The sequence below is a fragment of the Shinella sp. JR1-6 genome (assembly GCF_004284735.1).
In the GTDB taxonomy this organism is placed as follows: Bacteria; Pseudomonadota; Alphaproteobacteria; order Rhizobiales; family Rhizobiaceae; genus Shinella.
The window spans coordinates 68,209-93,550 of the sequence record NZ_SHMI01000002.1; the positions used below are offsets into that span (position 1 = coordinate 68,209).

A 25,342-nucleotide genomic window follows, 5' to 3' on the forward strand; every position below is an offset into this window, starting at 1 on the left:
GCATTTCAAGGATACGCCATGCAGACGGAAGCGAGCTTTATCATCCGCAATGCGCGGGTGCTGACCATGGACGCGGCGAACCCGCGGGCGAATGCGGTCGCCATTGCCGGAAACCGCATCCTGGCCGTCGGCTCCGAAGCGGAGATCGATGCCTTTTCGGGGCCCGACACCCATGTAATCGACGCCAAGGGCGGGACTGTCCTGCCCGGCTTCAACGAAGCGCACATGCACATTTTCGGCGGTTCGGCCGAACTCACCGAATTGTCGCTGGCCGGCGTCAAGGGATTTGACGCCCTCGAAAAGGCCGTGAAAGGCTATGCCGCCGACTATCCGGAGCGCCAGCTCCTCATCGCGCAGCAGGCGGACTACACGATCCTCTCTGACGACGAGCGCATGACGCGGCATCATCTCGACCGGATCCTGCCGGACCGCGCGCTGCTGATCGTCGCGCCCGACCACCACACCGCCTGGGCCAATACGACGGCGCTCAGGATGGGCGGCATCCTGGAAGGGCGGGATGTCGGCGTCGGCAACGAGATCGTCATGGCCGACGATGGCCTCGCGATCGGTGAACTGCGCGAGAGCAACGCCATCCGCCCCGTTTCCGCCTTCGGCGAGACCGGCGGGCGCGAAATGCTCGGTGTGGGCACCGGCGGCGACCCGGAGCATGTGACGGCAGAAGAGCGCGCCGGTGATATCGAGGTCATCAAGCGGGGCCTTGCCTATGTGGCTTCGCTCGGCATTACCTCGCTGCAGAACATGGACGGCAGCCTCTACCAGCTTGAAATGCTCGATGAGATCGAGCGTACGGTGGGTCTGCCGGTGCGCGTGCGCATGCCCTTCCACATGAAGAATTTCATGCCGCTCTCGGATCTCGAGACGAAGGCGGCCGCGTGGCGTGACCGCTTCAACACCGATCGCCTTCGCTGCGATTTCGTCAAGCTCTTCATGGACGGCGTGACGGAATCGGGCACCGCCGTCTTCATCGACGACTATGCACACCAGCCTGGCTGGAAGGGCGACCCGCTGTTCTCGCAGGAACACTTCGACAGCATCGCGATTGCCGCCGACAAGCTGGGCCTGCCGGTGGCGGTTCACGCCATCGGCGACGGCGCCGTGCGCATGGTGCTTGATGGCTACGAGGCCGCCATCAAGGCGAACGGCAAGCGCGACAGCCGCAACCGCATTGAGCATATCGAGGTCGTGCATCCCGAAGATATCGGGCGTTTCAAGGAACTCGGCACCGTCGCCTCGATGCAGCCGACCCATCCGCCGGGCAGCGCCGGCCTGCCGGTCGAGCCCTACCTCTCCTACATCGGCGAAGACCGCTGGCCCTATGCTTTCGCCTGGCGCACGCTGGTCGATGCCGGGGCGGAGATCGTCTTCGCTACGGATTGGCCGGTTTCCCCGCTTGACCCGATGAACTGCATCGAATGCGCCATGACGCGTGGTCTCTGGAAGGAGGGCCTGAAGGACGAACGGCTCTCGCTGGCCGAGACGCTGGCCGCCTATACGAAGAATGGCGCCTGGGTCGAGTTCATGGAAGACCGCAAGGGCATGCTGAAGGCGGGCTATCTCGCGGATGTCGTCGTGCTCTCGGACAATGTCGAGGCGGCGGAGCACGGGAAGCTCGCCGCGATCCGCCCTGTCACGACGATTTGCGACGGTCGCATCACCTTTCAGGCCTGAGCGGAGGGCAGCCGTGAAAGGCTCTATCCGCTAGGGGAAATCTGTGCGATAGGCCGGGCGATCATTCGTCCGGTCTTTCCATGTATCTCGCCGAAATCCTTGCCCTTTGCGCCGCCATCTGCATTGCGATGAGCAGCATGCTCGTCAGCGAATTGCGCGGCCGCCTACCGCTTCTCGATCTCGCGCGCCTGCAGATGGGCACCGCCTTTTTCATGACGGCCGCCGTATCCCTCGCCGTCGGTGGTTGGCGCACGATAGGGCTCTGGCAGCTCGGTTTTCTTGCCGTTTCCAGCCTTTTCGGCATCATTATCGCGAGTACGACCTATTTTGCGGCGATCTATACCGCCGGCCCTCGCACCACGGCCCTGCTCTTCTCGCTCACCGCACCCTTTGCCGTCCTGTTCGGTTACCTTTTCCTCGGGGAAACGATAGACGGCCAGCAAGGAGCCGGTATCGCTTGCGTTCTCTTGGGGATTTTGCTCGCGATCGGTGCTCGGGGTACGGCGAAGTCCAAAGGAACCGAGCGGATCTCGTGGCTCGGTATCGTACTGGGCGTCGTCACGGCGCTTGGCCAGGCGCTCGGAAGCCTTGCTGCTCGTCCCGCAATGGCGGCCGGGGCCGAACCTTTCACGGCAATGGCCGTGCGCTCCGGGATTGCGGCCCTGTTCTTCCTGCTTCTCATGGCGGTTCCGCATCCGGCGGTAAAGCCGGCGGCGCAGATCGGAAAAAGGTCGCTGAGCCTTGCGGTCGGCTCTGCCTTTTTCGGTGTGGGCCTGGGCATGTCGCTGCTGATGGCCGCCTTGGCACATGGCAGCGTCGGCATCGTCTCGACGCTGTCATCGATGACGCCGGTCGTGATCCTGCCCATGATCTGGGCCCGCACCGGCGCCGTGCCGCCGCCGCTGGCATGGCTGGGCGCGGCGCTGGCGGTCGCCGGAACGGCTCTGATCAGCCTTTAGGCGGTTCAGCCCTGACGCCCAAGATCGATGAGGTAGGTGTTTTCCGCGCGCGACTTCGCGTAATCCTCGGGGCGGATTTCCGCGAAGAGCAGGGTTTCGCCCTCTGCCGGCGCTTCGGCGAGCAGCTTGCCGTCGGGCGCTGCGATGCGTGACAGGCCGGCATAGGTGAAATGGTCGTCGGCGCCGCAATGGTTGATATAGGCGACGAAGACTTGGTTCTCGAAGGCGCGCACCTGGATCATGTGATTGGCGATGAAGGTGCCGGACGAGCCCTTCGGCAACGCCGTGGGCACGAGGACGAGATCGGCGCCGGCGAGCGCGAGACGCCGGACGTTTTCCGGAAACTCCACGTCGTAGCAGATCAGCATACCGAGCCGGATGCCGCCGAGCTCCACCATGACGGAGGCAGGTGCGGCGGTGCGGAAGGCGGCGCGTTCGTAGTCGCCATAGAGATGGGACTTGCGGTAGACGGCGTTGGTACCGATGCCATCGGTAAAGAGCGCGCTGTTGTAGACATGCGTGCCGTCCTGTTCGGCAAAGCCCGCGACGATGGCAAGGGCGTTGTCGCGGGCGATCGCGCCGAGGCGCTTGGCAACGTCACCCGTTGCGGGGGATGCGAGACGGCCGAAGGCCACCTCCCCTGCCCCATAGCCGGGAACGGCAAGTTCCGGCACGACGAGCAGCCTGGCACCGCCGGCTGCCGCATCGGCGGCAGCTGCCGCGATGCGCTCGATATTGGCCTCGGCGTCGCCGGCAATGGCGTGCATCTGGAGGGCGGCGATCCGCATGCGGGCTCCTGTTCGTTGTGGCCTTCCGGCAGCAAGCGTCCCGCTCCTGACGGGCCGGCAGAGCGTTGTCGCTTGTCTTCGAACCGCGAAAACGCCCTAACCTGTTGTCTTTCGTATTCCCGGACGGAGGATCGGTTCCCGCCTTCCGGGCGTACTCTCGATCCTTGTTTTTACCGCATTATCCGATGCCGAAGCGATTTCCCTTCGGCTGGAAATGCTCTAGTCCCGCGACGACATGGCGCCGAGCAGCTTCGGCAGGTCGCCGAAGCGGGCGACGAGACCGAAGATGGTGGCGGCGATGGCGACGAAGAGGATCGTGACCGAGGCCATCGTCGGCGTATAGCCGTAGCGCAGGGCGTTGAAGATCTTGATCGGCAGTGTCTCCATCGTGAAACCGATCGTCATGTAGGCAACGATATATTCGTTGAGCGACAGGACGAAGGCGAAGGCATAGCCGGAGATCAGATAGGGCAGGATGAGCGGCAGGACCACCGTGCGGAAGATCGTGCGGTCGTCGGCGCCCATCGTGGCGGCTGCTTCCACCAGCGAACGGTCGATGGAAGAGAAGCCGAGCGAGAGCGTGACCAGCGGCAGCGTCACGAAGAAGATCGCATGGCTGATGACGGCCGTCGCGGGCTGGCCATAGAAGCCGGTCGTCGCCCAGAAGGTGAGAAGGCCGAGCGCGGTGATGACCGGCGGCAGCGTGAAGGGCGCGACGCCGAGCAGCTGGAAGATGTTTGCCCAGGGCGCGTGGCGGCGCCAGAGGAACCAGACGAGCGGCAGGGCGATGGCGAGCGCGACGGCCGCTGAAAGAGCCGCGAGCGTGATCGAGGCGAAGAGTGCGTTGCGCCACTCGACATTGGTGAAGATTTCGCCGTACCAGCCGAGCGAAAAGCCCTGCGGCGGGAAGGCGAGCGTCTGCTTCTCGTTGACCGAGACACCGGCCACCACGATGATCGGCAGCGAGAGAAAGAGGCCGATAAGGCCGAAATAGACCTTCTGCAGAAGCGCGTTCATGCGGCTTCTCCCTTGCGACCGGCATAGACCGTGAGTGCGACGAGGCCGAGCGTGACGAGCACGAGGAACACGGCCATGGCGGCGGCGAACGGCATGTTGGACTGGTAGATCGCCTGGTCGGTGATGAGCACCGAGAGCGTCCAGTGCTGCGGCCGGCCGAGGATCTGCGGCAGGAGGTAGGAGCCGAGCGCGAAGATGAACACCATGATCAGCGTCGCGACGATGGTGTTCCTGAGCGCCGGCACGACCACGGTGAAGAAGGATTTTACCGGCGAGGCGCCAAGCGTGCGCGCGGCCTCCGTCAGGGTGGGGTCGAGCCGCACCAGCGCGGGATAGAGCACGAGCACGGTATAGGGCAGCGCCTGGTAGGTCATGGCGGTCAACACCGCGCCGAAGCTCGGGTTGAGGGCCACCGCCTCGTTCATGATGCCGAGCATCACGAGCAGATTGGTAATACCGGCAGTGCGCGAGAAGAGGGTCGACCAGGCAAAGCCGATGATGACTTCCGACAGCGACAGGATGGAGAGCAGCGCCACCAGCCAGAGCACCTGCGTCTTTCGCCGGGCGCGCGAGAGCAGATATGTGAAGGGGACGGCGAGCACCACACAGCAGATTGCGACCGTAATCGCCAGGAACAGCGAGAAGCCGAGCACCTTGCCGAAGAACAGGCTCAGGAAGCGGGCATAGTTGTCGAAGACGAAATCGGGCGAGTAGAACCCCGCCGGGTCGCGGCGGAAGAAGGAGACGGCGATCATCGTCGCGAAGGGCACGACGAAGAAGACGATCAGCATGCCCGCGGGAAAGAACAGCGGGCCGTAGTCGGAAAACTTCTGCGGGGCCTCGCGTCTCATGACTTCAGCACCACGCAATCGCCGGGGTTGAGCTGGATGCCGACGGTCTGGCCGACGGCAACATCTGGCCGGGCATTCGGCATGGAGACGGCGACGACCTGCTTGCCTGCCGCCTCGACGAAGGTCTCGATCGTGCCGCCGAGATCGCGCACGAAGGTTACAGTCCCCGTGATCGGGGCATTGCCGGCGGCGGTGAGGTGCACGTCTTCCGGGCGCACCGAGATGATGCCGGACTTGAGGCCCGCCGGGATGGAAAGGCCGGGCACCTGCGCGCCGAGCACGCTCGCGCCGGCGCCGTCGGCGGAGAAGTCGATGAGGTTGGTCATGCCGATGAAGTCGGCGACGAAGGTGTCGGCCGGGCGGCGGTAGATTTCGACGGGCGCGGCGGCCTGGCGGATTTCACCGCCGCTCATCACGACGACCGTGTCGGCCATGGTCATGGCCTCGCGCTGGTCGTGGGTGACGACGATGGTGGTGATGCCGAGGCGTTGCTGCAGCTGGCGCAGTTCCACCTGCATGGCCTCGCGCAGCTTCGCGTCGAGGGCGGAGAGCGGTTCGTCGAGCAGGAAGAGTTTCGGTGAGATGGCGAGCGCGCGGGCGATCGCGACGCGCTGGCGCTGGCCGCCGGAGAGCTTTGCGACCGGGCGGTCCGCGTAGCCTGTAAGGTGGATCATCGCGAGCAGCTCGTCGACGCGTTTCTTCTGCTCTTCCTTGCCGACGCCGCGGATGCGTAGCGAATAGGCGATGTTCTCGCCGACCGTCAGGTGCGGGAAAAGCGCCAGCGACTGGAAGACCATGCCGAGCTCCCGCTTGTGGGTCGGCACGTTGGTAATGTCCTTGCCGTCGAGCTTGATGGCGCCGCTCGTCGGAAGATCGAGGCCGGCGACCATGCGCATCAGGGTCGTCTTGCCGCAACCGGACGGGCCGAGAAGGCAGACGAAGGTGCCGTGCGGAACCGTCAGCTCGACATTCTTGACGGCCGTGAAGGTACCAAACTGCTTGACGATATTCTGGAGGGTCAATCCGGACATTGGAGCTCCGCTCGGCGCTGACGGTTTTGGGGCCGGCCGGCTGATTGTTCAGCCGGCCGGTCGAGTTCTGGAAGGCGCGGCTCAGCCCGCGATCATTTCCGTCCACTTCTGGTTCAGCCAGTCGGCCTTGGACGTGTAGAGGTCATAACGCGGGATGATCGGCTCGATGTCCGAGGACACCGCGGCGAACTCTTCGGCCGTGAGGTCGAGCAGATCGCGCTTCAGTGTCGGGGCGGTGCCGACCTTGCGCGACAGGAGCGCCTGGATCTTCGGCTGGCACATGTAGTTGATGAAGGTGTGGGCTTCTTCGGCCTTTTCGGAAGCACGCGACAGGGCCCAGCAACCGGAATCCATGATGCCGCCTTCCTTCGGGAAGGTGGAGCGGACCGGCTGGCCATCCTTTGCGGCAAGGCCCGTCACGTCATGGTAGTACTGGCCCATCGGGATTTCGCCCGACTTCAGCGACTGTTCGAACTGCGCCTCGTCGCGATACCACAGGCGGACGTTCGGCTTGACTTCGGCGAGCTTCTCGAAGGCCTTGACGAGGCCTTCCTCGGTGTCGAGCGCGTTGGTGCCACCGAAATGGGTCTTCGCGGTCACTTCCAGGAGGAACGAGTTCGAGACGAGCGCCAGCAGGCCGAGCTTGTCGGCGTTGGCCGGATCCCACAGCGCATTCCAGGAAGTCGGCGCTTCCTTGTAGACATCCGTGTTGGTGACAAGCGTGATGTACCAGGCGACGGCACCGATGCCGGCGACGCGGCCGTCGGGATACTTGTTGACGAAATGGTCGATGAGGTTCGACGAATTCGGGATCTTGGCCGTATCGAGAGCAGCCCAGAGTTCGGTAGACTGGCCCTTCAGCATGGCGACCTGCGACATCATCGAGACGTCGGCCGGGGCCTGGCCGGCCTTGGCGGCCTGTTCGAGCTGGACGAGCCAGGCTTCGCCGGTCGGCTCGGCGACCGATTCCACGGCGATGCCGGTTTCCTTGGTGAAATCGGCAAAAATGTTCTTGTCGAACGAATCCTTGAAGTAGCCGCCATACACGCCGACCTTCAGCGACTTGTCCTGGGCGCGCAGCACGGCCGGCATGGCCAGCAGCGAGGCACCGGCAACGCCGGCACCCAGCACCGCGCGGCGGCTGACATTGGTCTTGAGGATGTCACGCATCGTCATTTTTCTCCTGTTAGGCCGGCCGATCGATCCGGCCGGTGCGTTCCCGTTGTTGCTATTGTATGTCAGGCGGTCCGGGCCACGGAAGGGCTGAAAACCATAAGGCTCAGAATTTCGAACAGCACCTGGGCGCCGGCATGGGCGGTGTTGGTCGTGGCGTCATATTGCGGGGCGACTTCGACGACGTCGCCGCCGACGAGATTGATGCCCTTGAGGCCGCGGATCAGCTCCAGAACCTCGCGGCTCGTCAGGCCGCCGATTTCCGGCGTACCGGTGCCAGGGGCGAAGCTCGGGTCGAGGCTGTCGATGTCGAAGGAGAGATAGGTCGGCCCGTCGCCAACGATCGCCTTCGCCTTCTCGATGATGGCAGGAATGCCGAGGCCGCTCACCTCTTCGGCGTGGATGACGGTCATGCCGGACTCATAGGAGAATTCCCAGAGATATTCCGACGAGCCGCGGATACCGATCTGGATCGTGCGGGTCGGGTCGAGCACGCCGTCGAGCACGGCGTTGCGGAACGGGCCGCCATGGTGGAACTTCGTCTGGTCGAAGGAGCCGCCGGTGTCGCAATGGGCATCGATATGGATCATGCCGACCGGCTGTTTCTTCCCGACCGCTTTCATGATCGGATGGGTGATCGAGTGGTCGCCGCCGACGGCGAGCGGGATCACGCCGGCATCGACGATCTGGTTGAAGCGCTTCTCGATGTCGTCATGGCTGAGCTCGAGGCGATAGCGGCTCTGGAAGGGCACGTCGCCGATATCGGCCACGCGCAGTTCCTGCACCGGGGCGCAATCGAGCACGTGGTTGTAGGGGCCGATGCGCTCGATGGAGCGCATGGCGCGCGGCCCGAAGCGCGAGCCGGGGCGGTTGGTGACGCCGAGATCCATCGGCACGCCCGTTATGGCGACCTGGAGATTGCCGAAATCGGGATTTTCCGCATCAAGGGGCATGTAAGGCGCGGAGAGGAAGGTCGGCACGCCGGCATAGGGCGCAAGGCGCGAGCCGCTCTTGGTGAAGATCTTGTCGGCGACCTTGCGGAAGGCCGGGTCGAACAGTTCGCCACCGTGGCTTGCGCCGTATTTTGCCTTGAGTTCGTCGAGCTTGCTGCCGCCCATTGTCCTTACCTCACCTGTCAGAAATGCGGGCAGACCGGGGGCCGGAGCAGAAGCGAGCCAAATGATGTTCCCCCGGGGCTTTGCCCTCGTTCTTCATAGTATCGTAATAAAACGGCTGGAAAATCAATTGACATTGTTGTAGCGGTTTGTGTGAGAAAAACTCACATACCGGAACCGCCTCCATGGCCTCGCGCCTGCCGCCGCTCAACCCGCTTCGCGCCTTCGAGGCGACCGCCCGCCGGGGCGCGGTTTCGGCTGCCGCGCGCGAGCTGAACGTGACGCACGGCGCGGTCAGCCACCAGATACGGGCACTGGAGGAATCGCTTGGCACCGTTCTTTTCGAGCGCGGCGGCAAGCGGCTCAAGCTGACGCCGCAGGGCGCGCTTCTGCTGCCCGCCGTTACCAATGCCTTCGGCGAGATCGCGGCAGCAACGGCGCTGATGAAGCAGCCGGAGACCCGCGGCGATCTCACCGTCACCTGCGTGCCCGCGCTCCTGTCGCTCTGGCTCATCCCGCGCCTCAACACCTTCACCGACCAGTTCCCCGGCGTGCGTGTGACGCTGATCGCCTCCAACGATCCCGACAATCTGCGCTCGCTCGACACGGATGTCAGCGTGCTCTACGGCGATGGCAACTGGCCGGATTGCTGGACGCGGCTCTGGTCGCATCTCCAGCTCTTTCCGGTGGCGAGCCCGACGTTGCTCAACAGCCGGCCGCTGCGCTCGGTGCGCGATCTTTCCGACCACACGCTGTTCCACGGCGACGACGGGCGCGAATGGAATACCTGGCTGGCGGCGGCGGATGCGATCGACGTGGTGCGCGGGCGCCAGCATTTCATGAGCGACGCGCGCCTTTCCACCGAGGCGGCGCTGCATGGCCAGGGTATCGCCCTCGGCGACACGATCACCGCCAGCAACCTCATCGCCCGCGGCGAACTCGTCGTGCCCTTCGACCTGACGGTGCCGGCCAATGACGCGTTCTATGTCGCCTGCCGGCAGGCGGTGCGCCAGGCGCCGATCGTCAAGGTGTTCATCGACTGGCTCTTTGCCTCGCTCGAAGAGAGCCTGCCCGAGCCGCAGACCTCCGCCCGCATGATATTGCGTGGCCGCAGCGGCCGGACCGGTGAAAACCATCACGCGACCGCAATCCCGGCCAAGCGCCGTGTTCCCTCCACCCCCCAGCGCAAGACCCGCGCCTGACCGCTACGGAAATGACAATGCCCCGTTTCAACCCGCTCGTCGAAACCCTTGCCGCCCCGCCGATCCCGTCCGTCTTCGCCTGGGGCGATGCCTATGATGGCCGTAGCGGCCCGATGATCGACCTGTCGCAGGCTGTGCCCGGTTATCCGCCGCATCCCGACATGCTGCGCCTGCTCGGCGAATATGCCGCTTCGCGCGCCTATACGGGCTATGGGCCGATCGAAGGCGAGGACAGCCTGCGCAAGGCCTATGCGCTGCATGTGGCGGAGGCCTACGGCGCGGCGATTGTCGCCGGCAATGTCCATATCACGGCCGGCTGCAACCAGGCCTTTATCTGTGCCGCCATGGCGGTCGCCGGAGCCGGTGATGCGGTGCTGATGACCGATCCCTACTATTTCAACCAGGAAACGACGCTCGCCATGCTGGGTATCAAGACCCGGTTTGCGGCCTGCGACCCCGCCAACGGGTTCCTGCCTGACATCGAGACGCTGGCATCGGCGATTACACCCGACGTGCGCGCCGTCGCGCTCGTCTCCCCGAACAACCCCACCGGCGCCGTCTATCCGCCCGCCCTGCTGGCGCAGATCTACGATCTTTGCGCCGCACGCGGTGTCTGGCTCATTCTCGACGAGACCTATCGCGACTTCCTGCCGGCCGGTGCCGGCCGGCCGCATGACCTGTTCGGCCGGCCGGGCTGGGAGAGCACGCTGATCAGCCTCTACAGCTTCTCGAAATCCTTCTGCATTCCCGGCCATCGCCTCGGCGCCATCACGGCGGGTGCCGGCGTGGTCGAGCAGGTCGCCAAGATCATGGACAACCTGCAGATCTGCCCGCCGCGCTCCGCCCAGGCCGCTGTCGCCACAGCCCTGCCACTCCTGGCCGACTGGCGCGAGGAGAACCGTCGGGAAATCGCCCGGCGGGTCGAGGCGCTGCTTTCGACCATGGCCGGCGCTCCGGCCTGGCGCGTTGGCGCGGTCGGCGCCTACTTCGCCTTCATTGGCCATCCGTTCGGCGAAGCGCCTTCCGCGCGGGTCGCGGAGAAGCTGGCCAAGGAGGCCGGCATTCTCTGCCTGCCCGGCAGCTATTTCGGTGCGCGGCAGGAAGGTTACCTCCGCTTCGCCTTCGCCAATGCCGATGTGACGACGATCGGGCGGCTGCAGGAACGGCTCAACCGATTCGCCTTGGACTTATCAGCTGTTGCTACTTTTAGCTGAGCGAGACGATGTTCATGTAGACCCCAGGCATCACCGAATGTCTGGGGGCGGCAAAATCATTTCGCTCCCAATGGTTGCGTGTAGAAAATAGATGCAATCGCGCAGACCGTGTCTTGTGCTTGCTTCGGTTGTCCTTATGGTCTTGACATGCCGCGCACCGGAGGACGTCCGGTCGCGGGGAAGAGGCTCAAGTCATGGGAACAGCGGGCGAAATTGACGGGCCAACTACCGAAGGCGCTCTTGGCGCCTCCTTGGTGGCGCAAGGCTTGGTGCATCAACTCCGTCGGGCCCACGGCCAGTTCCTTCACCGTTTCCTCCTCTATTTTTCGGCTATGAACCTGCGTCCGGCAGAGTTCAGCGCCCTCGCCCTGATCGCGGAAAATCCCGGGCGCAAGCAATCGGAGATTGCCGGAGCGATGGGTGTCCAACGGGCGAATTTCGTATCGCTGATGAACGAGCTCGAAGGGCGATGTCTGATCGAGCGGCGTGCAGCGCCGAACGACCGGCGCTCTCACGCCCTTTATGTAACTCCAGCCGGGGCGAGCCTATTTGCAGATGCCCGCAAGGCGGAGGCGGATTTTGAGGCGGATTGCCTGGAGCGACTTGGCGGTGCGCGGGCGCGCGACCAGTTCCTGGTCCTCCTCACGCTTCTCTTCGGTTGAGTCTTTCCGGTGGATCCGGGCTTGACCTTGCCATGCGGGAAGGTTTCAGCATGGGAGACCAATCAGGAGACCCTTCATGAGTGACAATGCCCGCCTCGCCTTCACTGTTGCGGATATGACCTGCGGTCATTGTGCCAAGACGATCACGGGCGCGGTCCTTTCTGTCTTTCCGGCCGCCAAGATCGAGATCGATCTCGGCACGAAGCGCGTTTCGGTTGAGAATGCCGGCGACCGCTCTGCCGTCGCCTCTGTCATCGAAGCGGAGGGCTATTCGCCGGTCGACGCCGCCTGAGCGTCAAAAGGCCGCTCAATCTTGACAGACGGGGCACTGCGCGACCATTTCCAGAACGGGATGACGGCCCACTTTGCTCGTATGCTGACGGCTCGCCTGGCTTTTCCTGGCGCGCCGGATGGGTCGGCAGGCACTGCGCTTTGCGCAATGCCCACCGTCTCGATCCTGCTGCGGCCGGAATGTTTTCCCGCGGCTTTCTGCAAGGGAGACTATGCATGAACATCGGCGAAGCGGCAGAGGCGACGGGCGTCACCGCCAAGATGATCCGGCATTACGAAGAGATCGGCCTCATCCGGGCGGCCGGCCGCACGGGCGCGGGCTACCGCGTCTACGGCGCAAAGGACCTCTCGACGCTCTCCTTCATTCGGCGTGCGCGTGATCTCGGCTTTTCCATCGCCCAGATCCGCGACCTGCTCGCGCTCTGGCAGGACCGCGAACGCGCTTCCGGTGACGTCAAGCGCATCGCCAGCGCGCATGTCGCCGAGATGAAGGAAAAGATGCGCCTGCTGCAGGAGATGGTGCAGACGCTGGAGCACCTTTCCGCGCATTGCCACGGCGACGACCGGCCGGATTGCCCGATCCTCGAACAGCTCGCGACCGGCAAGGCCGAGGAAAAATGTTGCTGACTTAGACCGCGGGCGACAGGTGCTCGTGGACTGCGAGCCAGCGGCCGGACGGGTCGCGGGAGAAGACGATGGTCTCGCGCTCGTTGTTCCTTACGGTCTCGCCACCGATGGAAAGATCGGTCTCGACGGCGTGGGTGAAGATCGCGACGTTGCCGGAAAACTGCACCTGTCGGTCCGTCGAACGGCAGGCGAGCACGCGGAAACCGTCGCGCTTCTCCCAGAGGGCCCACTCGGCCTCGTAGGCGGCGCGGCTGTCGAGGCGGCGGTCGAGATTGTAGAAGAGGAAGCTCGCCTCTTCAGCGAAGGCGGCGAAATAGGCCTCGCGGTCGTGCCGTGCAAAGGCGTCGACCAGCGCATCGGCGGTGGCAAGGACGGTGGTTTCCGGTTCGGTCATGCGGGGAGGCTTCCTGTCGCTCAGACGATCTTGACGGTGCTGATGAGCGCGGCGATGGGCTCGTGCTGGGTGTTGACGCGCGCCTTCAGTTCTTCGAGCGGCATGGCGTCGACCTTGCAGAACTCGATGAACATCATGTTGAGATTGTTGAAGAAAAGCTCACCCATCGCCTTGGTGTCGACGCTGGCCTGTACGATGCCGCGGGCCTGCAGGGTCTCGACGAGGCGAATGACTTGCGCGCAGAGCTGGCCGTCGAGTTCGCTGTAGCGCCGGGAGAGCGGCATGTCCGGCTGCTGGATGGAGATCGCCATGGCCGTACGCCACATCTCCTTGGAGAGGTAGTAGAGCGAATGGTCGTAATACTGCTCGATCAGCGCACGCAGCGCTTCGGCGACGTTCAGCGGTGGGTTGGCGACGATGCGCGTGCCGGCTTCCAGCACCTCCGTCACCTCCATCGCCACGGTCGCGACGAGGATGTCGCCCTTGTTCTGGTAGTAGTTGTAGAGTGTGCCGACGGAGACCTCCGCCATCTCGGCGATGTCCTCGATACGCGCGCTGTCATAGCCCTCGCGGCGAAACAGCGTGGTCGCGGCCTCGAGGATGCGACGTGTCCTGTCCGCCTTCTGTTTTGCGCGCAATCCGGCCATGGAACCTCCATTGGAATCTCCTCAAAAATGAGATTGACTTAAAAAATGAACTCGTTCAATCTTTTTCTCAAGGCACCGCAATGAGTGCCATCCGCCAGGCCGACAGCCTGCAGCCAGAGGGAAAGACGATGAAGACAACCGTTTCGGGCGGGCTCGGCCGCCGCACGCTTCTTGCCACCGCCACCGCTCTTGTCCTCGCTCCGGCGGGTGCCATGGCGCAGGACGAGTTGAACGCGCTCGTCTGGTGCGATCACACGGATCCCGCGCTGGTCGAGCCGTTCGAAAAGGCCAACAATGTCAAGGTGAACCTCAAGGAATACGAGGGCACGGGCGCGGCGATCTCGATCATCGAGCAGTCCCGCCCCGGTGACTGGGACGTGCTGGTCATCGACGCCGTCGACGTGCCGCGCGCCATCGACATGGAAATCCTCGGCGAGATGCCGGCCGATAAATTGCCGCTCGGCGACCTTTTTCCTGAAGTGCGCATGGAGCAGACGACCACGAAGGACGGCAAGGTCTATGCCGTCACGGAAAAGTTCGGCTACAACACGATCTCCTACGACAAGACGAAGGTCGATCCCGCTGACATGGACGACCTCTCCGTCATCTGGTCGGAGAAATACAAGGGCCGCATCGCGCTCTATGACTATTACCTGCCGATGGTCGGCCTGACAGGCGTCGGCATCGGCAAGAAGACCGCCGAACTGAAGCAGGACGACCTGCCGGCGATCAAGGAAAAGCTGTTCGAGATGAAGAAGGTCGCCCGCCAGGTGAGCGACGTCGTCGCCTCGCAGACGGCGCTGGCGACCGGCGAGGTGGACATTGTCGTCGGGGGCGGCGAATGGCTGACGGCCGGGCTTTCGGCGGAAAAGCCGAACCTCGACTGGACCATCCCGAAACAGGGCGCGCTGCGCTGGGCGCAGTCGATCGGCGTCTTCAAGGATTCCGAAAAGCAGGATCTGGCGCTGAAATTCGTGCAGTACATCGTCAGTCCCGAGGGGCAGGCGCGGCTTGCGACCTCCTCCTGCTACTGGGCGATGCCGGCGAACGCCAAGGCGGGCGAGCACCTGACCGACCAGCAGAAGACGGCGCTGCGCTGGGACAGGCAGCCGGACTACCTGAAGAACTCGCAGCTCTATCCGGTGGCGGATGCCGACATGGACGCGGCGATGCAGGATGTCTGGACGGAGATGTTGCAGCAGTAAGGGTTTAATGGAGCGCAGTCGCCCGCGTCGTTGGGCAATTGCATCAGGTTCGCCCCTCACCCTAACCCTCTCCCCGCAAGCGGGGAGAGGGGACTTGCCCCACGAACCGGTCATTGGTCGAGGAAGCCGATGCGGCATACCCCTTCTCCCCGCCTGCGGGGAGAAGGTGCCGGCAGGCGGATGAGGGGCGGCACCAGCATAGAGCGCGAACGGAGACCCGACCGCATGACCACCACTGCCCTCGAACGCGCCGAGCGCCGTAAGGCCTGGGCCTTTGCCCTGCCGGCGCTCGCCTGGACGGGCTTCTTCTTCCTCGTGCCCTTCGCCTATATGGCGGCGATCAGTTTCTGGACGCGGCAGGGGCGCGAGATCGTCGCGACCTGGACGCTCGACAACTACGTCGCCTTCTTCGGCAAGGCGCATTTCTTCAAGGGGCTCACCGTCTCGCTGGAGATCACCGCCATCGTCACCGTCATCTCGGTGCTGCTCGCCTATCCGCTCGCCTGGATCATCGCGGAGCGCGTGCCGAAGAAGTGGCAGCGCTTCGCCCTCGTCATGGCCATCCTGCCGTTCTGGACCTCTTATGTCGTGCGCTCCTATTCCTGGCTGCTGGTGCTCTCGAAGGGCGGCGTCGTCAATCAGGCGCTGCTCGCCCTCGGCGTCATCGCGGAACCGCTGGAGCTTTCGGCCAACCGCACCGGCACGGTCATCGGCTTCGTGCACTTCTTCGTCATGCTGCTGACGCTGACGATCTACGCCAACCTCATCCAGCTTTCGCCGAACTATCGCCGCGCGGCGGCAGATCTCGGGGCGAACGCTTTCCAGACCTTCTGGTTCGTCGTGCTGCCGCTGACGCTGCCCGGCATCATGGTCGGCGCCTTTCTGACTTTCGTGCTGTGCATCGGCGATTACATCACGCCGCAGATCCTCGGCGGCAACAACGAGCTGGTGCTGCCGCAGGTCATCATGCTGCAACTGGGAAGGCGGGCGGATTTCCCGATGGCGGCCGCGCTCTCGCTGGTGCTGATGGTCGTCGTGACGCTTGCCTATATCGCCTGCGCGCGCTGGCTGAAGATGGAAAGGACCTGACGATGCGCCACCTTTCCACCGCGCTCGCCGCGCTCTATGCGGGCCTCATCTATCTCTTCATCTTCCTGCCGGTCGTCGTGCTGGTGCTGTTCTCCTTCCAGGACGGCACCCTGCCGGTGCCGCCGCTGAACGGGCTGACGCTGCGCTGGTACGAGGCGATCTTTGCCGACGGCAAGCTGATGGCGGCGCTCGGCAATTCGCTTCTCGTCGCCATGCTCTCCTCGGCCGTCGCTTGCCTGCTCGGCTTCCTCGCGGCCTATGCCTTCGCGCGCTACACGCTGCCGGCCTCGGGCCTGCTGCGCGGCCTCATCGTCGCGCCGATGACGGTGAGCACGCTGATCATTGGGCTCGGCCTGCTGTCGATGCTGAACGTCACGGGCCTCCGCCTTTCGCTTCTGACGGTCGGCATCGGCCATGTGGTGATCAACCTGCCGCTGTGCTTTGCCATCATCTATGCCTCGATGGGCGGCCATCAGGTGAACATCGAGCGGGCGGCGCGCGATCTCGGCGCGAAGGACTGGCAGGTCATGCTGCTCGTCACCGCGCCCATGCTGCTGCCGTCGATCCTTGCCGCCTTCTTCCTCTCCGTCACCTTTAGCTGGGACGAGTTCATCGTCGCCTTCCTGCTGTCGCGCTTCGATGTGACGCTGCCGGTCGAGATCTGGAGCATGCTGCGCTCCGGCCTCGATCCGCGGACCAACGCCATCGGCAGCGTGGTCTTCCTCGTCTCGGTCGTGTTCCTCGTCGTGGTGGAACTGACCGTCTTCCGCAAAACCGGGAAATCCTCATGACCGCCGACGTTTCCATCAAGAACGCCACCAAGGTTTTCGGCGCTTTCCGGGCGCTGGACGACGTCTCGCTCGATATTGCCGCCGGCGAGTTCATCGTGCTGCTCGGCCCCTCCGGCTGCGGCAAGACCACGCTGCTCTCCATCCTCGGCGGCTTCATCGAGCCGACCTCGGGCACGATCGCGATCGGTGGGCGGGACATGACCTTCGTGCCGCCGGCCAAACGCCCGACGACCACCATGTTCCAGGACTACGCGCTCTTTCCACATATGTGCCTGCGCGACAATGTCGGCTTCGGCCTCAGGATGCGCGGCATGGGCAAGGCGGAGCGTTACGAGAAGGCATTTTCCTATCTCGATCTCGTCGGGCTCAGGGCGTCCTCCGCCAAGAAGCCGCACGAACTTTCGGGCGGCCAGCGGCAGCGCGTGGCGCTCGCCCGGGCGCTGGCGGTCGATCCCGGCGTGCTGCTGCTCGACGAGCCGCTCGGCGCGCTGGACCTGAAGCTGCGCCGGCAGATGCAGGACGAACTGAAGGCGATCCAGAAGCGGGTCGGCACGACCTTCGTGCATGTCACGCACGATCAGGAAGAGGCGATGGCGATCGCCGATCGCATCGTCGTCATGAACAAGGGGCGCATCGAGGATGTCGGCACGCCCGCCTCGATCTACATGCGACCGCGCTCGCTGTTTTCCGCCGGCTTCATGGGCGAGGCGAATTTTCTGCCGGCCACGGTGCGCGGCACGGCGGCAAACGAGGCCGAAGTGGAAACCGCGCTCGGCCGCGTTGCCCTGCCCGCCTCCGCCTTCGTCTCGGGGCTGCCGGCGGCTGGGCGGGATGTGACGCTCTGCATCCGGCCGGAGCATTTTCGCAGTGCCGGTGCGGCGGTGCCGACCGTCTCGCTGGGGCGCGGCCGGATCACCTCCAGCGCCTTCTTCGGCACGCATCACCGTTGCCACGTTGCCGCGGGCGGGGCGAGCCTCACCGCGCATCTGCCGCAGAGCGAGACGCCTGACATCGGTGGCGAGCTTGACCTTCGGCTGAAGGCGGATAGCATCGTCGTGCTTCAGGACGGAGCGGGAGTTTAGGGTCACATGCAGCGCATCCGCCCGGAGGATTGGTACAGCGTTCGCCGCCTCGATGACGGCGTGACCGCGATCAGCGAACCCTATATCCAGGAATTCTACCGCTGCAACGTCTGGCATGTGCGCGGCCGTGACCGGGACATGCTCGTCGACAGCGGCATGGGTGTCGTCTCCTTGCGCGAATGGGTGCCGCTCGTCACCGAACGCGATCTCATCGCCGTGGCGAGCCATACGCATTTCGACCATATCGGCTGCCACCACGAGTTCGAGTGCAGGGCCGTGCACGCCGCCGAGGCGGACCTGCTCGCCAACCCGACGCGGCAGAACACGCTCGCCGACCCCTATGTGACCGACGAGATCTTCGACGCGCTGCCGCCTGAACCCTATTGCTCGACGTGTTATGCGGTGAAGAAAGCGCCGGCGACGCGCCTGCTCGAGGATGGCGATGTCGTTGATCTCGGCGACCGCCAGTTCGAGGTCGTCCACACGCCGGGCCATTCCCCGGGGGGTATTGCGCTCTATGAAAAGGCGACCGAAATTCTCTTCTCGGGCGACATCGTCTACGATGGTCCGCTGATCGAGGATACCTACCATTCCGACGCGGCGGACTACCTCGCCTCGATGGAGCGCCTCCTGACCCTGCCGGTGCGGCTGGTGCATGGTGGCCATTTTCCAAGTTTCGGTGGCGACCGCTACCGCCAGCTCATCAAGGGCTGGCTCGATGAAAAACAGAAGTGACGGGAGAAAAGCATGCTCGACAAGCGCAAATTCTACATCGACGGCCAGTGGGTGGACCCGCTGAAGCCCAACGACCTCGAGGTCATCAACCCGGCGACGGAACAGCCGATCGCGGTCATCTCCATGGGCACCGCCGCTGATATCGACCGCGCCGTCGCCGCGGCCAAGAAGGCTTTTGCGACCTACAGCCAGACCAGTGTGGAGGAACGCCTCGCGCTGCTCGAAAAGCTGCTCTCGATCTACAAGCGCCGCTATGAGGAGATGGCCCGCACCATCACGCTCGAACTCGGCGCGCCGATCACCATGAGCACCGAGCAGCAGGCGGATGTCGGCGTCGGCCACCTGCAGGGTTTCATCGACGGGCTGAAGCGGCTGAAGAGCCGCGAGGTGCTGGCGAACGGCGATGTGGTGCGCCGCGAGCCGATCGGCGTCTGCGGCCTCATCACGCCCTGGAACTGGCCGATCAACCAGATTGCGCTGAAAGTGGTTCCGGCGCTGGCGACGGGCTCGACCTGCGTGCTGAAGCCATCCGAATTCACGCCGCTCAACGCGCTGCTCTATGCGGAGATGGTGCATGAGGCGGGCTTCCCGGCCGGCACGTTCAACCTCGTCAACGGTGATGGCCTCGAATGCGGCGCGGCGCTCTCCAAGCACAAGGACGTCGACATGATGTCCTTCACCGGCTCCACCCGCGCTGGCATTGCGGTCAGCAAGGATGCGGCCGAGACCGTCAAGCGCGTGACGCTGGAACTCGGCGGCAAGTCGCCGAACCTCGTCTTTGCCGATGCGGACCTTGAAGATCGCGTTGCCGGCAGCGTGCGCGAGTGCTTCAACAATTCCGGCCAGTCCTGCGATGCCCCGACCCGCATGCTGGTCGAGCGTTCGGTCTATGACAAGGTGGTCGAGATAGCCGAACGCACCGGCAAGCAGGCGACCGTCGGCAATCCGGAACAGGAAGGTGAACATATCGGTCCGCTTGTCTCGCACGTCCAGTTCGGTCGCGTGCAGGCGCTGATCGAGGCGGGTGTTGCCGAGGGCGCGCGCGTGCTGGTCGGTGGCCCGGGTAAGCCCGAGGGTTTCGAGACCGGCTATTTCGTCAAGCCGACGATCTTCGCCGACGTCAACAACGAGATGCGCATCGCCCGTGAAGAGGTCTTCGGCCCCGTTCTCTCGATCATACCCTTCGACACGGAGGAGGAAGCGATCGCGATTGCCAACGACACCGCCTATGGCCTTGCCGCCTATCTTCAGACCGGCAATCCCGATCGGGCCGAGCGCGTCGCCGCCCGCCTTCGCGCCGGCATGGTGCACATCAATGGCGGCCCGCACCGCTACGGCAGCCCATTCGGCGGCTACAAGCAGTCGGGCAACGGCCGCGAGGGCGGCCTTTTCGGCCTGGAGGATTTCCTCGAGGTGAAGACCGTGCACCGGCCGGACGCGGCCTGAGACAGCGGCGGCGCCCCTGTGGGGCGCCGCTTTCCTTTATAGACGGCCTTGACTGGCGCTGTTGCCGTCCTCGTGCTTGACCCGAGGTTCCATCGGCGGCTCCAAGCCCGGTGGCCGGGTCCGCCCCGATCATGGCGGAAAAATCGTGCGGACGTTCGTCGGCAGTCGGGAAAGCGGCGCGTGCAAGGGCGCCCTTCACATGCGGCCGGGGTCGACGCAAAGTTTTCCTCCAATTTCGCCTGTCCCGTCTGGCCCAATCGGTTGCGGTCTGATAGCTCGCGGCATTCACGATATCCGGACTGCCGCCTTGTCTCCGATTGCCTCCTCCAAGCATAGCCGCCTTGCTTTGATCGCCCTGCTCGTCGGCGGCGTGGCGATAGGCGGGTCGCCGATCTTCGTGCGCCTTTCCGAGGTCGGGCCGATGGTCACGGCCTTCTGGCGTGTCGCGCTGGCCTTTCTGCCGTTCGTGCTCATCTCGCAGGTGGCAAAGCAGGGTGACGAGCGGCCGACAGGGCTCAGAGACTATCTCTTCCTGCTGCTGCCGGGTGCATTCCTTGCCGCCGATCTTGCCGCCTGGCACTTGTCGCTGCACATGACCTCCGTCGCCAATGCAACGCTGCTCGGCAATCTTGCGCCGGTCTTCGTGACGCTCGGCTCCTGGCTACTCTTCCGCACGCGGGTCACGCCGGTCTTCCTGGCGGGCCTCGGGCTGACGCTCATCGGCGTGCTCGTGCTGAAGGGCGGACCGTCGGCGCTTGGCGGCGGGCAGCTTGCCGGCGACGCGACGGCCGTCGTTGCCGCGTTCTTCTACGCCGGTTACATGCTGTCGCTCGGCCACATCCGTTCGCGGTTTTCGACACTGCGCATCATGGTCTGGACGACCTTCTCGGCGGCGGTCTGTATCTTGCCGGTGGCCCTCTTCTTCGAGGGGGGCATGGTGCCCGCGACGTTGTTCGGCTGGACGATGCTCATCGGCCTTGCCTTGATCAGCCATGTCGCCGGGCAGGGCCTCGTCACCTATGCGCTCGCCTATCTGCCGACGGCTTTCTCCTCGCTGACGCTGCTTCTGCAACCGGTCGTCGCTGCCATCCTCGCCTGGGCCATTCTGGCCGAACCAGTCGGTGCGATGCAGGCAGTCGGCGGGGCGATCGTGTTGATCGGCATTCTCGTCGCCCGTCGCGGATAAAGTTCAGCCGTCGGTCTGTTTGGCCTGCAGGACGGTTCTGATGCCCGCGTAGACGATCAGGCCGTTGATGACGATGCCGAGCAGGAAGCGGCCCGGGGCGAGCGCGAAGCTCATCGGCGCATCCGGATTGTAGCCGAGGCCTGCAATGCCGCCCATGTCGTTCATCGCGATGCCGGAGATGAGCCACCAGGCACCGGCGACGATCATGATCCAGCCCATTATCTTGCCGTTCTTCATGCGACCTCTCCAGCGGCATGCACGTTGCTAGGCGAAAGCCCGGCAAGGCTGCCTCCGGAGAAACGGCCAAGCTGCACCGAATATTCCGGCAGGCTAGTGATTGTGCCGCGGCGGTGTTTCCGCGATCGCGCGGAAATCGGCCGCCCCGTCGATCACCGCGCCGTCCGAAAGCTGGGTAACGGTCTTGCGGTAGATCCGCTGCCAGGGCGTCGCATCGGCCGCACCGGCGGAATGCCGTCCACCTTGCGGCGCTCGATTTCCATCGCCTCTACCAGCATGTCGCACCGCCCCTCGGTCAGGTCGATGCGGATGACATCGCCGGTGCGCAGGAAGGCGAGACCGCCGCCGGCGGCGCTTTCCGGCGAGGCGTTGAGGATCGACGGGCTGTCGGCCGTGCCGGACTGGCGCCCATCGCCGATCGTCGGCAGGCTGGTGATGCCGCGCTTGAGCAGATGGTCCGGCGGCTGCATGTTGACGACCTCGGCCGAACCCGGCCAGCCGAGCGGCCCCGCGCCGCGGATGACGAGGATGGTGCGCTCGTCGATGCCGAGCGCCGGGTCGTTGATGCGCCTGTGATAGTCTTCCGAGCCGTCGAAGACGACCGCCCTTCCCTCGAAGACGCCCTCGCGACCCGGCTCGCTGAGGTAGCGCGCGCGAAACTCCTGCGAGATGACCGAGGTCTTCATGATGGCGAAATCGAAAAGGTTGCCCTTCAGGACGAGGAACCCGGCGCGTTCCTTCAGCGGCTCGTCATAGGGGCGGATGACCTCGCGGTCACTGGCGGCGCGCCCTTCCAGGTTTTCCGCCATGCTGCGCCCCGTCACGGTCGGACAGTCGCCGGCGAGCTTTCCGGCGGCAAGCAGCTCGTGCATGATCGCCGGCACGCCGCCGGCCCGATGGAAGCGCTCGCCGAGGAAGCGGCCGGCGGGCTGCACGTCGGCGAGCAGCGGGATGTCGTAGCCGTGCTCCTGCCAGTCCTCGGGCGTCATCTCCACGCCGGCATGTTTCGCCATGGCCATCAGATGCGGCTGGGCATTGGTCGAGCCGCCGATGGCCGAGTTGACGCGGATCGCGTTGAGGAAGGCCTTTTGCGTCAGGATCGATGAGGGACGGATGTCTTCCAGCACCAGTTCCACCGCACGCCGGCCGGTGCGATAGGCCATCTGCCCGCGTTCGCGATAGGCCGCCGGGATGGCCGCGCAGCCGGTCAGCGACATGCCAAGCGCCTCGGCGAGTGCGTTCATCGTCGAGGCGGTACCCATCGTGTTGCAATGGCCGATGGAGGGCGCCGAGCCCATCGCGGCCTGGAGAAATTCTTCTTCATCGATTTCTCCGGCGGCGAGCTTGCGGCGCGAGCGCCAGATCACCGTGCCGGAACCTGCGAGGCCACCTTCGTGCCAGCCGTCGAGCATCGGCCCGCCGGAAAGCACGATCGCGGGAATATCGACCGTCGAGGCAGCCATCAGCGCCGACGGTGTGGTCTTGTCGCAGCCTGTCGTCAGGACGACGCCGTCGAGCGGGTAGCCGTAGAGGATCTCGACAAGGCCGAGATAGGCAAGGTTGCGGTCGAGCGCGGCCGTCGGCCGCTTACAGTTCTCGAAGATCGGATGGGTCGGGAACTCGATCGGAATGCCCCCGGCATCGCGGATACCGTCGCGAACGCGCTTGGCGAGATCGACATGGTGGCGGTTGCAGGGGGTCAGATCGCTGCCGCTCTGGGCGATGCCGATGACCGGCTTGCCTGAGCGCAGTTCTTCCGGGGTGATGCCGTAGTTCATGAAGCGCTCGAGATAAAGCGCCGCCATGTCGACGTGCTCGCGGTTGTCGAACCAGTCCTCGGAGCGCAGCCGCCGCTTGCCCGTCTTTTCGTCCGTCATGAAATGAACCTCGTCAAAAATCCCGGATTGCACTCTTCCATTGCCGCCGTGCGCAATCAACCGGGCGGGGCCCGGTGCGCCGCTTTATGCAGCTATCAAAATTGCTGACTGGATCGGCCGGGCGGAATGTGTCACAGCCCTTTCATCCAAGCTTCCGAGTTTCCGCCATGACAGACATCACCGCCTCCTCCCCCGCCACGGGCACCGCTCGCCTCGGCGTGCTCCTGATGCTGCTCGGCATGGTGATGTTCTCGCTGAACGACGTGCTCGGCAAATGGCTCGTCGCGACCTATTCCGTCGGTCAGCTCATGCTGATCCGCAGTATCGCCGCGATGGTGGTTCTCGCACCGTTCTTCTGGAAGGTCGGCTGGCGCAGGCTCGTGGATGTCGGGCGGCCGAAGCTGCATCTCGTGCGCGCAGCGCTGTTTGCCTTCGAGGCCTCTGCTTTCTACTTCGCCGTCGCCTACATGCCGCTTGCCGATGCCATGACCTATTGGCTGGCCGCGCCGATCTACGTTGCCGCCATGTCGCCGCTGCTGCTCGGCGAGAAGGTCGGCTGGCGGCGCTGGACAGCGATCATCGTTGGCTTCATCGGCGTGGTGATCGCGCTGGAACCGTCGAGGGAAACGTTCACCCTGCCGGCGCTGATCGCGCTTGCCGGCAGCCTCGCCTTCAGCTTCGCCATGGTGCTCAGCCGAACGCTGCGCACGACACCCGATACGACGCTGGTGTTCTGGCAGGTGGCAGGTGCGGCCATCTTCGCCGGTGTCTGGTGCATTGCCGATCCGGCCGGCTGGGCACCGGTCAGCAGCATCGACTTCGGCCTTCTGAGCCTGCTCGGCGTTGTGGCGATGGGCGCGCATATGCTGGTCAATCGCTCGCTGAAGCTGGCGGATGCGGCGACCGTCGTGCCGCTGCAATATTCGCTGCTGCTCTGGGCCGTGGTTTTCGGCTGGATGTTCTTCGGCGATGCGCCGCGCTCAGCCATGCTGATCGGTGCCGGCTTCATCGTCGCCTCCGGCCTCTTCATCTTCTTCCGCGAGCAGCAGCTCAAGCGCCGTACCTGACGCGCGCTTCAGGGCGCCGTGCAGGATTGCGAGATGCCTTTCGCCCAGGCGGCGTAAGCGTCCGGTTCGATGACCGTGAGATCGAAAGCCATCTTCCCGTAGCCGTCGCCGGAGAGGCTGGTGGCGCCGCCCTTGAAGGTGCCCGTCGCCGCGGGACTGAAGGCCACGAGATTGAGCAGTCCGGGAATGGCATCCGCCTTGAGATCGAGCGCCGGCACGCGCCATTCATGGATGATATCGTCGGCGGTGATGGAGAGATGCACGCGTTTGCCGAGCGGCAGCACGAGCGCGCCTTCGACGCGGCATTCGCCGGCCCCGTCCGTTTCCGTGTTCGGATAGGCATAGCGCCAGCCATATTGGTATCCGATGATGGTGACGGAAAGCTCGGGCGGCGCCTGGTCCGCCTTCAATATGTCCGGCACGAGAAGATCAAGCGGCGAGGCGAAGGCGCTGCGTGCGAAAAGGGTGGCGATCAGGAGAAGCGGCGCGCGGCGGATCACAGGGGCAGTTCCGTGGTGTATTTCACGCTCTTCAGCGCGAAATGTGAGGAAGAGTTGGCGACGGCTTCATGGGTCAGGATCGCCTGCATCAGCAGTTGTTCGTAGTCCCGGACGTCCTTTACCACGACGCGGATCAGGTAGTCCCACTCGCCGGACATGGAGTAACATTCCAGCACCTCCTCGTGGGTCTGCACGAAGCGCTCGAAATCGCGCCGGGCGCCCGGATCGTGCGACTTCATGCGCACCTGGCAGAAGACGTTGAGACCGCGGCCGATGCTGTCGGGATCGAGCAGCCGCACGGTCGGGCCGAGCACGCCGGCCTCCTCCAGCGCCTTGATGCGCCGCCAGCAGGAGGCGCTGGAAGCGCCGACCTCTTCGGCAAGCGCCGCATGGCTGATATCCCCCCGCCGCTGCAGGACCTTGAGGATTTTCTTGTCGACGGCATCAAGTTGAATGGAATTCATCGA

The 25,342-nt window shown here is 64.6% G+C and carries 26 protein-coding genes and 1 pseudogene; 15 read left to right on the top strand and 12 right to left on the bottom strand.

The annotated features are described in order from the left end of the window. The first annotated feature begins 18 nt into the window (after positions 1–18). Both EXZ48_RS03020 and EXZ48_RS03025 read left to right on the top strand, forming a co-directional pair. A complete protein-coding gene (locus EXZ48_RS03020; protein WP_130514270.1) occupies positions 19–1,689 on the top strand; it encodes an amidohydrolase in 1,671 nt (556 codons plus the stop codon). A gap of 80 nt (positions 1,690–1,769) precedes the next feature. Next, positions 1,770–2,648 carry a DMT family transporter gene (locus EXZ48_RS03025; protein WP_130514271.1) on the top strand — a complete coding sequence of 293 codons (879 nt, stop codon included), beginning with the start codon at positions 1,770–1,772 and terminating at the stop codon, positions 2,646–2,648. Between the two features lie 5 nt (positions 2,649–2,653). On the opposite strand, the gene EXZ48_RS03030 is transcribed toward EXZ48_RS03025, so the two are convergent. The 6 genes from EXZ48_RS03030 to speB all read right to left on the bottom strand — a co-directional run bounded on the left by EXZ48_RS03030 (position 2,654) and on the right by speB (position 8,626). Next, positions 2,654–3,436 carry a carbon-nitrogen hydrolase family protein gene (locus tag EXZ48_RS03030; protein ID WP_130514272.1) on the bottom strand — a complete coding sequence of 261 codons (783 nt, stop codon included), beginning with the start codon at positions 3,434–3,436 and terminating at the stop codon, positions 2,654–2,656. A 219-nt stretch (positions 3,437–3,655) separates the two neighbouring features. Beyond that, positions 3,656–4,453 (bottom strand): ABC transporter permease, encoded by a 798-nt coding sequence (locus EXZ48_RS03035; RefSeq protein WP_130514273.1) that lies wholly within the window; start codon positions 4,451–4,453, stop codon positions 3,656–3,658. Next, the gene (locus tag EXZ48_RS03040) at positions 4,450–5,304 is read right to left on the bottom strand and encodes an ABC transporter permease (protein ID WP_023515374.1); all 855 of its coding nucleotides are present in this window, start codon (positions 5,302–5,304) and stop codon (positions 4,450–4,452) included. The genes EXZ48_RS03035 and EXZ48_RS03040 overlap by 4 nt, the downstream gene beginning before the upstream one ends. Then, positions 5,301–6,335 (bottom strand): ABC transporter ATP-binding protein, encoded by a 1,035-nt coding sequence (locus EXZ48_RS03045; protein WP_024271646.1) that lies wholly within the window; start codon positions 6,333–6,335, stop codon positions 5,301–5,303. Before EXZ48_RS03045 ends, EXZ48_RS03040 begins: the two co-directional genes overlap by 4 nt. Before the next feature lie 81 nt (positions 6,336–6,416). Further along, positions 6,417–7,505, bottom strand: a complete 1,089-nt coding sequence (locus tag EXZ48_RS03050; protein ID WP_023516960.1) for a PotD/PotF family extracellular solute-binding protein — start codon at positions 7,503–7,505, stop codon at positions 6,417–6,419. 68 nt (positions 7,506–7,573) lie between these two features. Beyond that, a complete protein-coding gene (speB, locus tag EXZ48_RS03055) occupies positions 7,574–8,626 on the bottom strand; it encodes an agmatinase (RefSeq protein WP_023516961.1) in 1,053 nt (350 codons plus the stop codon). Between the two features lie 182 nt (positions 8,627–8,808). Between speB and EXZ48_RS03060 the strand changes: the two genes are divergently transcribed. The 5 genes from EXZ48_RS03060 (at position 8,809) to cueR (ending at position 12,619) form a co-directional block, all read left to right on the top strand. Then, positions 8,809–9,825 (top strand): LysR substrate-binding domain-containing protein, encoded by a 1,017-nt coding sequence (locus EXZ48_RS03060; protein WP_050744659.1) that lies wholly within the window; start codon positions 8,809–8,811, stop codon positions 9,823–9,825. A gap of 17 nt (positions 9,826–9,842) precedes the next feature. After that, complete coding sequence (locus tag EXZ48_RS03065) at positions 9,843–11,039, top strand: aminotransferase (protein ID WP_130514274.1); 1,197 nt, start codon at positions 9,843–9,845, stop codon at positions 11,037–11,039. 194 nt (positions 11,040–11,233) lie between these two features. After that, positions 11,234–11,701 carry a MarR family winged helix-turn-helix transcriptional regulator gene (locus tag EXZ48_RS03070; protein ID WP_130514275.1) on the top strand — a complete coding sequence of 156 codons (468 nt, stop codon included), beginning with the start codon at positions 11,234–11,236 and terminating at the stop codon, positions 11,699–11,701. 76 nt (positions 11,702–11,777) lie between these two features. Further along, positions 11,778–11,993 carry a heavy-metal-associated domain-containing protein gene (locus EXZ48_RS03075; RefSeq protein WP_130514276.1) on the top strand — a complete coding sequence of 72 codons (216 nt, stop codon included), beginning with the start codon at positions 11,778–11,780 and terminating at the stop codon, positions 11,991–11,993. Positions 11,994–12,208: 215 nt separating this feature from the next. Next, entirely contained in the window at positions 12,209–12,619 is a 411-nt protein-coding gene (gene cueR / locus EXZ48_RS03080) for a Cu(I)-responsive transcriptional regulator (protein WP_130514277.1), read from the top strand. A gap of 1 nt (position 12,620) precedes the next feature. Here the strand turns inward: cueR and EXZ48_RS03085 are convergent, their stop codons facing one another. Together EXZ48_RS03085 and EXZ48_RS03090 are read right to left on the bottom strand one after the other, a co-directional pair. Continuing rightward, the gene (locus EXZ48_RS03085) at positions 12,621–13,013 is read right to left on the bottom strand and encodes a nuclear transport factor 2 family protein (protein ID WP_130514278.1); all 393 of its coding nucleotides are present in this window, start codon (positions 13,011–13,013) and stop codon (positions 12,621–12,623) included. Positions 13,014–13,033: 20 nt separating this feature from the next. Then, positions 13,034–13,660, bottom strand: a complete 627-nt coding sequence (locus EXZ48_RS03090; RefSeq protein ID WP_023515678.1) for a TetR/AcrR family transcriptional regulator — start codon at positions 13,658–13,660, stop codon at positions 13,034–13,036. Between the two features lie 128 nt (positions 13,661–13,788). Between EXZ48_RS03090 and EXZ48_RS03095 the strand changes: the two genes are divergently transcribed. The 7 genes from EXZ48_RS03095 to EXZ48_RS03130 all read left to right on the top strand — a co-directional run bounded on the left by EXZ48_RS03095 (position 13,789) and on the right by EXZ48_RS03130 (position 21,194). Continuing rightward, a complete protein-coding gene (locus EXZ48_RS03095) occupies positions 13,789–14,865 on the top strand; it encodes a PotD/PotF family extracellular solute-binding protein (RefSeq protein WP_130514279.1) in 1,077 nt (358 codons plus the stop codon). A gap of 225 nt (positions 14,866–15,090) precedes the next feature. After that, a complete protein-coding gene (locus EXZ48_RS03105; protein WP_130514280.1) occupies positions 15,091–15,954 on the top strand; it encodes an ABC transporter permease in 864 nt (287 codons plus the stop codon). A gap of 2 nt (positions 15,955–15,956) precedes the next feature. Next, on the top strand, positions 15,957–16,745 hold the full coding sequence (locus EXZ48_RS03110; protein WP_207900353.1) for an ABC transporter permease: 789 nt from the start codon (positions 15,957–15,959) through the stop codon (positions 16,743–16,745). After that, on the top strand, positions 16,742–17,827 hold the full coding sequence (locus tag EXZ48_RS35905) for an ABC transporter ATP-binding protein (RefSeq protein ID WP_130514281.1): 1,086 nt from the start codon (positions 16,742–16,744) through the stop codon (positions 17,825–17,827). The genes EXZ48_RS03110 and EXZ48_RS35905 overlap by 4 nt, the downstream gene beginning before the upstream one ends. A 6-nt stretch (positions 17,828–17,833) precedes the next feature. Further along, positions 17,834–18,562, top strand: a complete 729-nt coding sequence (locus EXZ48_RS03120; RefSeq protein ID WP_130514282.1) for an MBL fold metallo-hydrolase — start codon at positions 17,834–17,836, stop codon at positions 18,560–18,562. A 12-nt stretch (positions 18,563–18,574) separates the two neighbouring features. Further along, entirely contained in the window at positions 18,575–20,008 is a 1,434-nt protein-coding gene (locus EXZ48_RS03125) for an aldehyde dehydrogenase family protein (RefSeq protein ID WP_130514283.1), read from the top strand. A 292-nt stretch (positions 20,009–20,300) separates the two neighbouring features. After that, a complete protein-coding gene (locus tag EXZ48_RS03130; RefSeq protein ID WP_371687640.1) occupies positions 20,301–21,194 on the top strand; it encodes a DMT family transporter in 894 nt (297 codons plus the stop codon). 3 nt (positions 21,195–21,197) lie between these two features. Here the strand turns inward: EXZ48_RS03130 and EXZ48_RS03135 are convergent, their stop codons facing one another. Beyond that, positions 21,198–21,431 carry a hypothetical protein gene (locus tag EXZ48_RS03135; RefSeq protein WP_130514284.1) on the bottom strand — a complete coding sequence of 78 codons (234 nt, stop codon included), beginning with the start codon at positions 21,429–21,431 and terminating at the stop codon, positions 21,198–21,200. A gap of 93 nt (positions 21,432–21,524) precedes the next feature. Beyond that, positions 21,525–23,308, bottom strand: a pseudogene (locus EXZ48_RS03140) (IlvD/Edd family dehydratase). 167 nt (positions 23,309–23,475) lie between these two features. Here EXZ48_RS03140 and EXZ48_RS03145 point away from each other — a divergent pair. Further along, positions 23,476–24,375: a DMT family transporter gene (locus tag EXZ48_RS03145; protein ID WP_130514285.1), complete on the top strand. Its 900-nt coding sequence runs from the start codon at positions 23,476–23,478 to the stop codon at positions 24,373–24,375. A gap of 8 nt (positions 24,376–24,383) precedes the next feature. Here the strand turns inward: EXZ48_RS03145 and EXZ48_RS03150 are convergent, their stop codons facing one another. Continuing rightward, positions 24,384–24,875: a cytochrome C oxidase subunit II gene (locus EXZ48_RS03150; protein WP_165909269.1), complete on the bottom strand. Its 492-nt coding sequence runs from the start codon at positions 24,873–24,875 to the stop codon at positions 24,384–24,386. Further along, positions 24,872–25,339, bottom strand: a complete 468-nt coding sequence (locus tag EXZ48_RS03155; protein WP_023516832.1) for an Lrp/AsnC family transcriptional regulator — start codon at positions 25,337–25,339, stop codon at positions 24,872–24,874. Before EXZ48_RS03155 ends, EXZ48_RS03150 begins: the two co-directional genes overlap by 4 nt. Between the last annotated feature and the right edge of the window lie 3 nt (positions 25,340–25,342).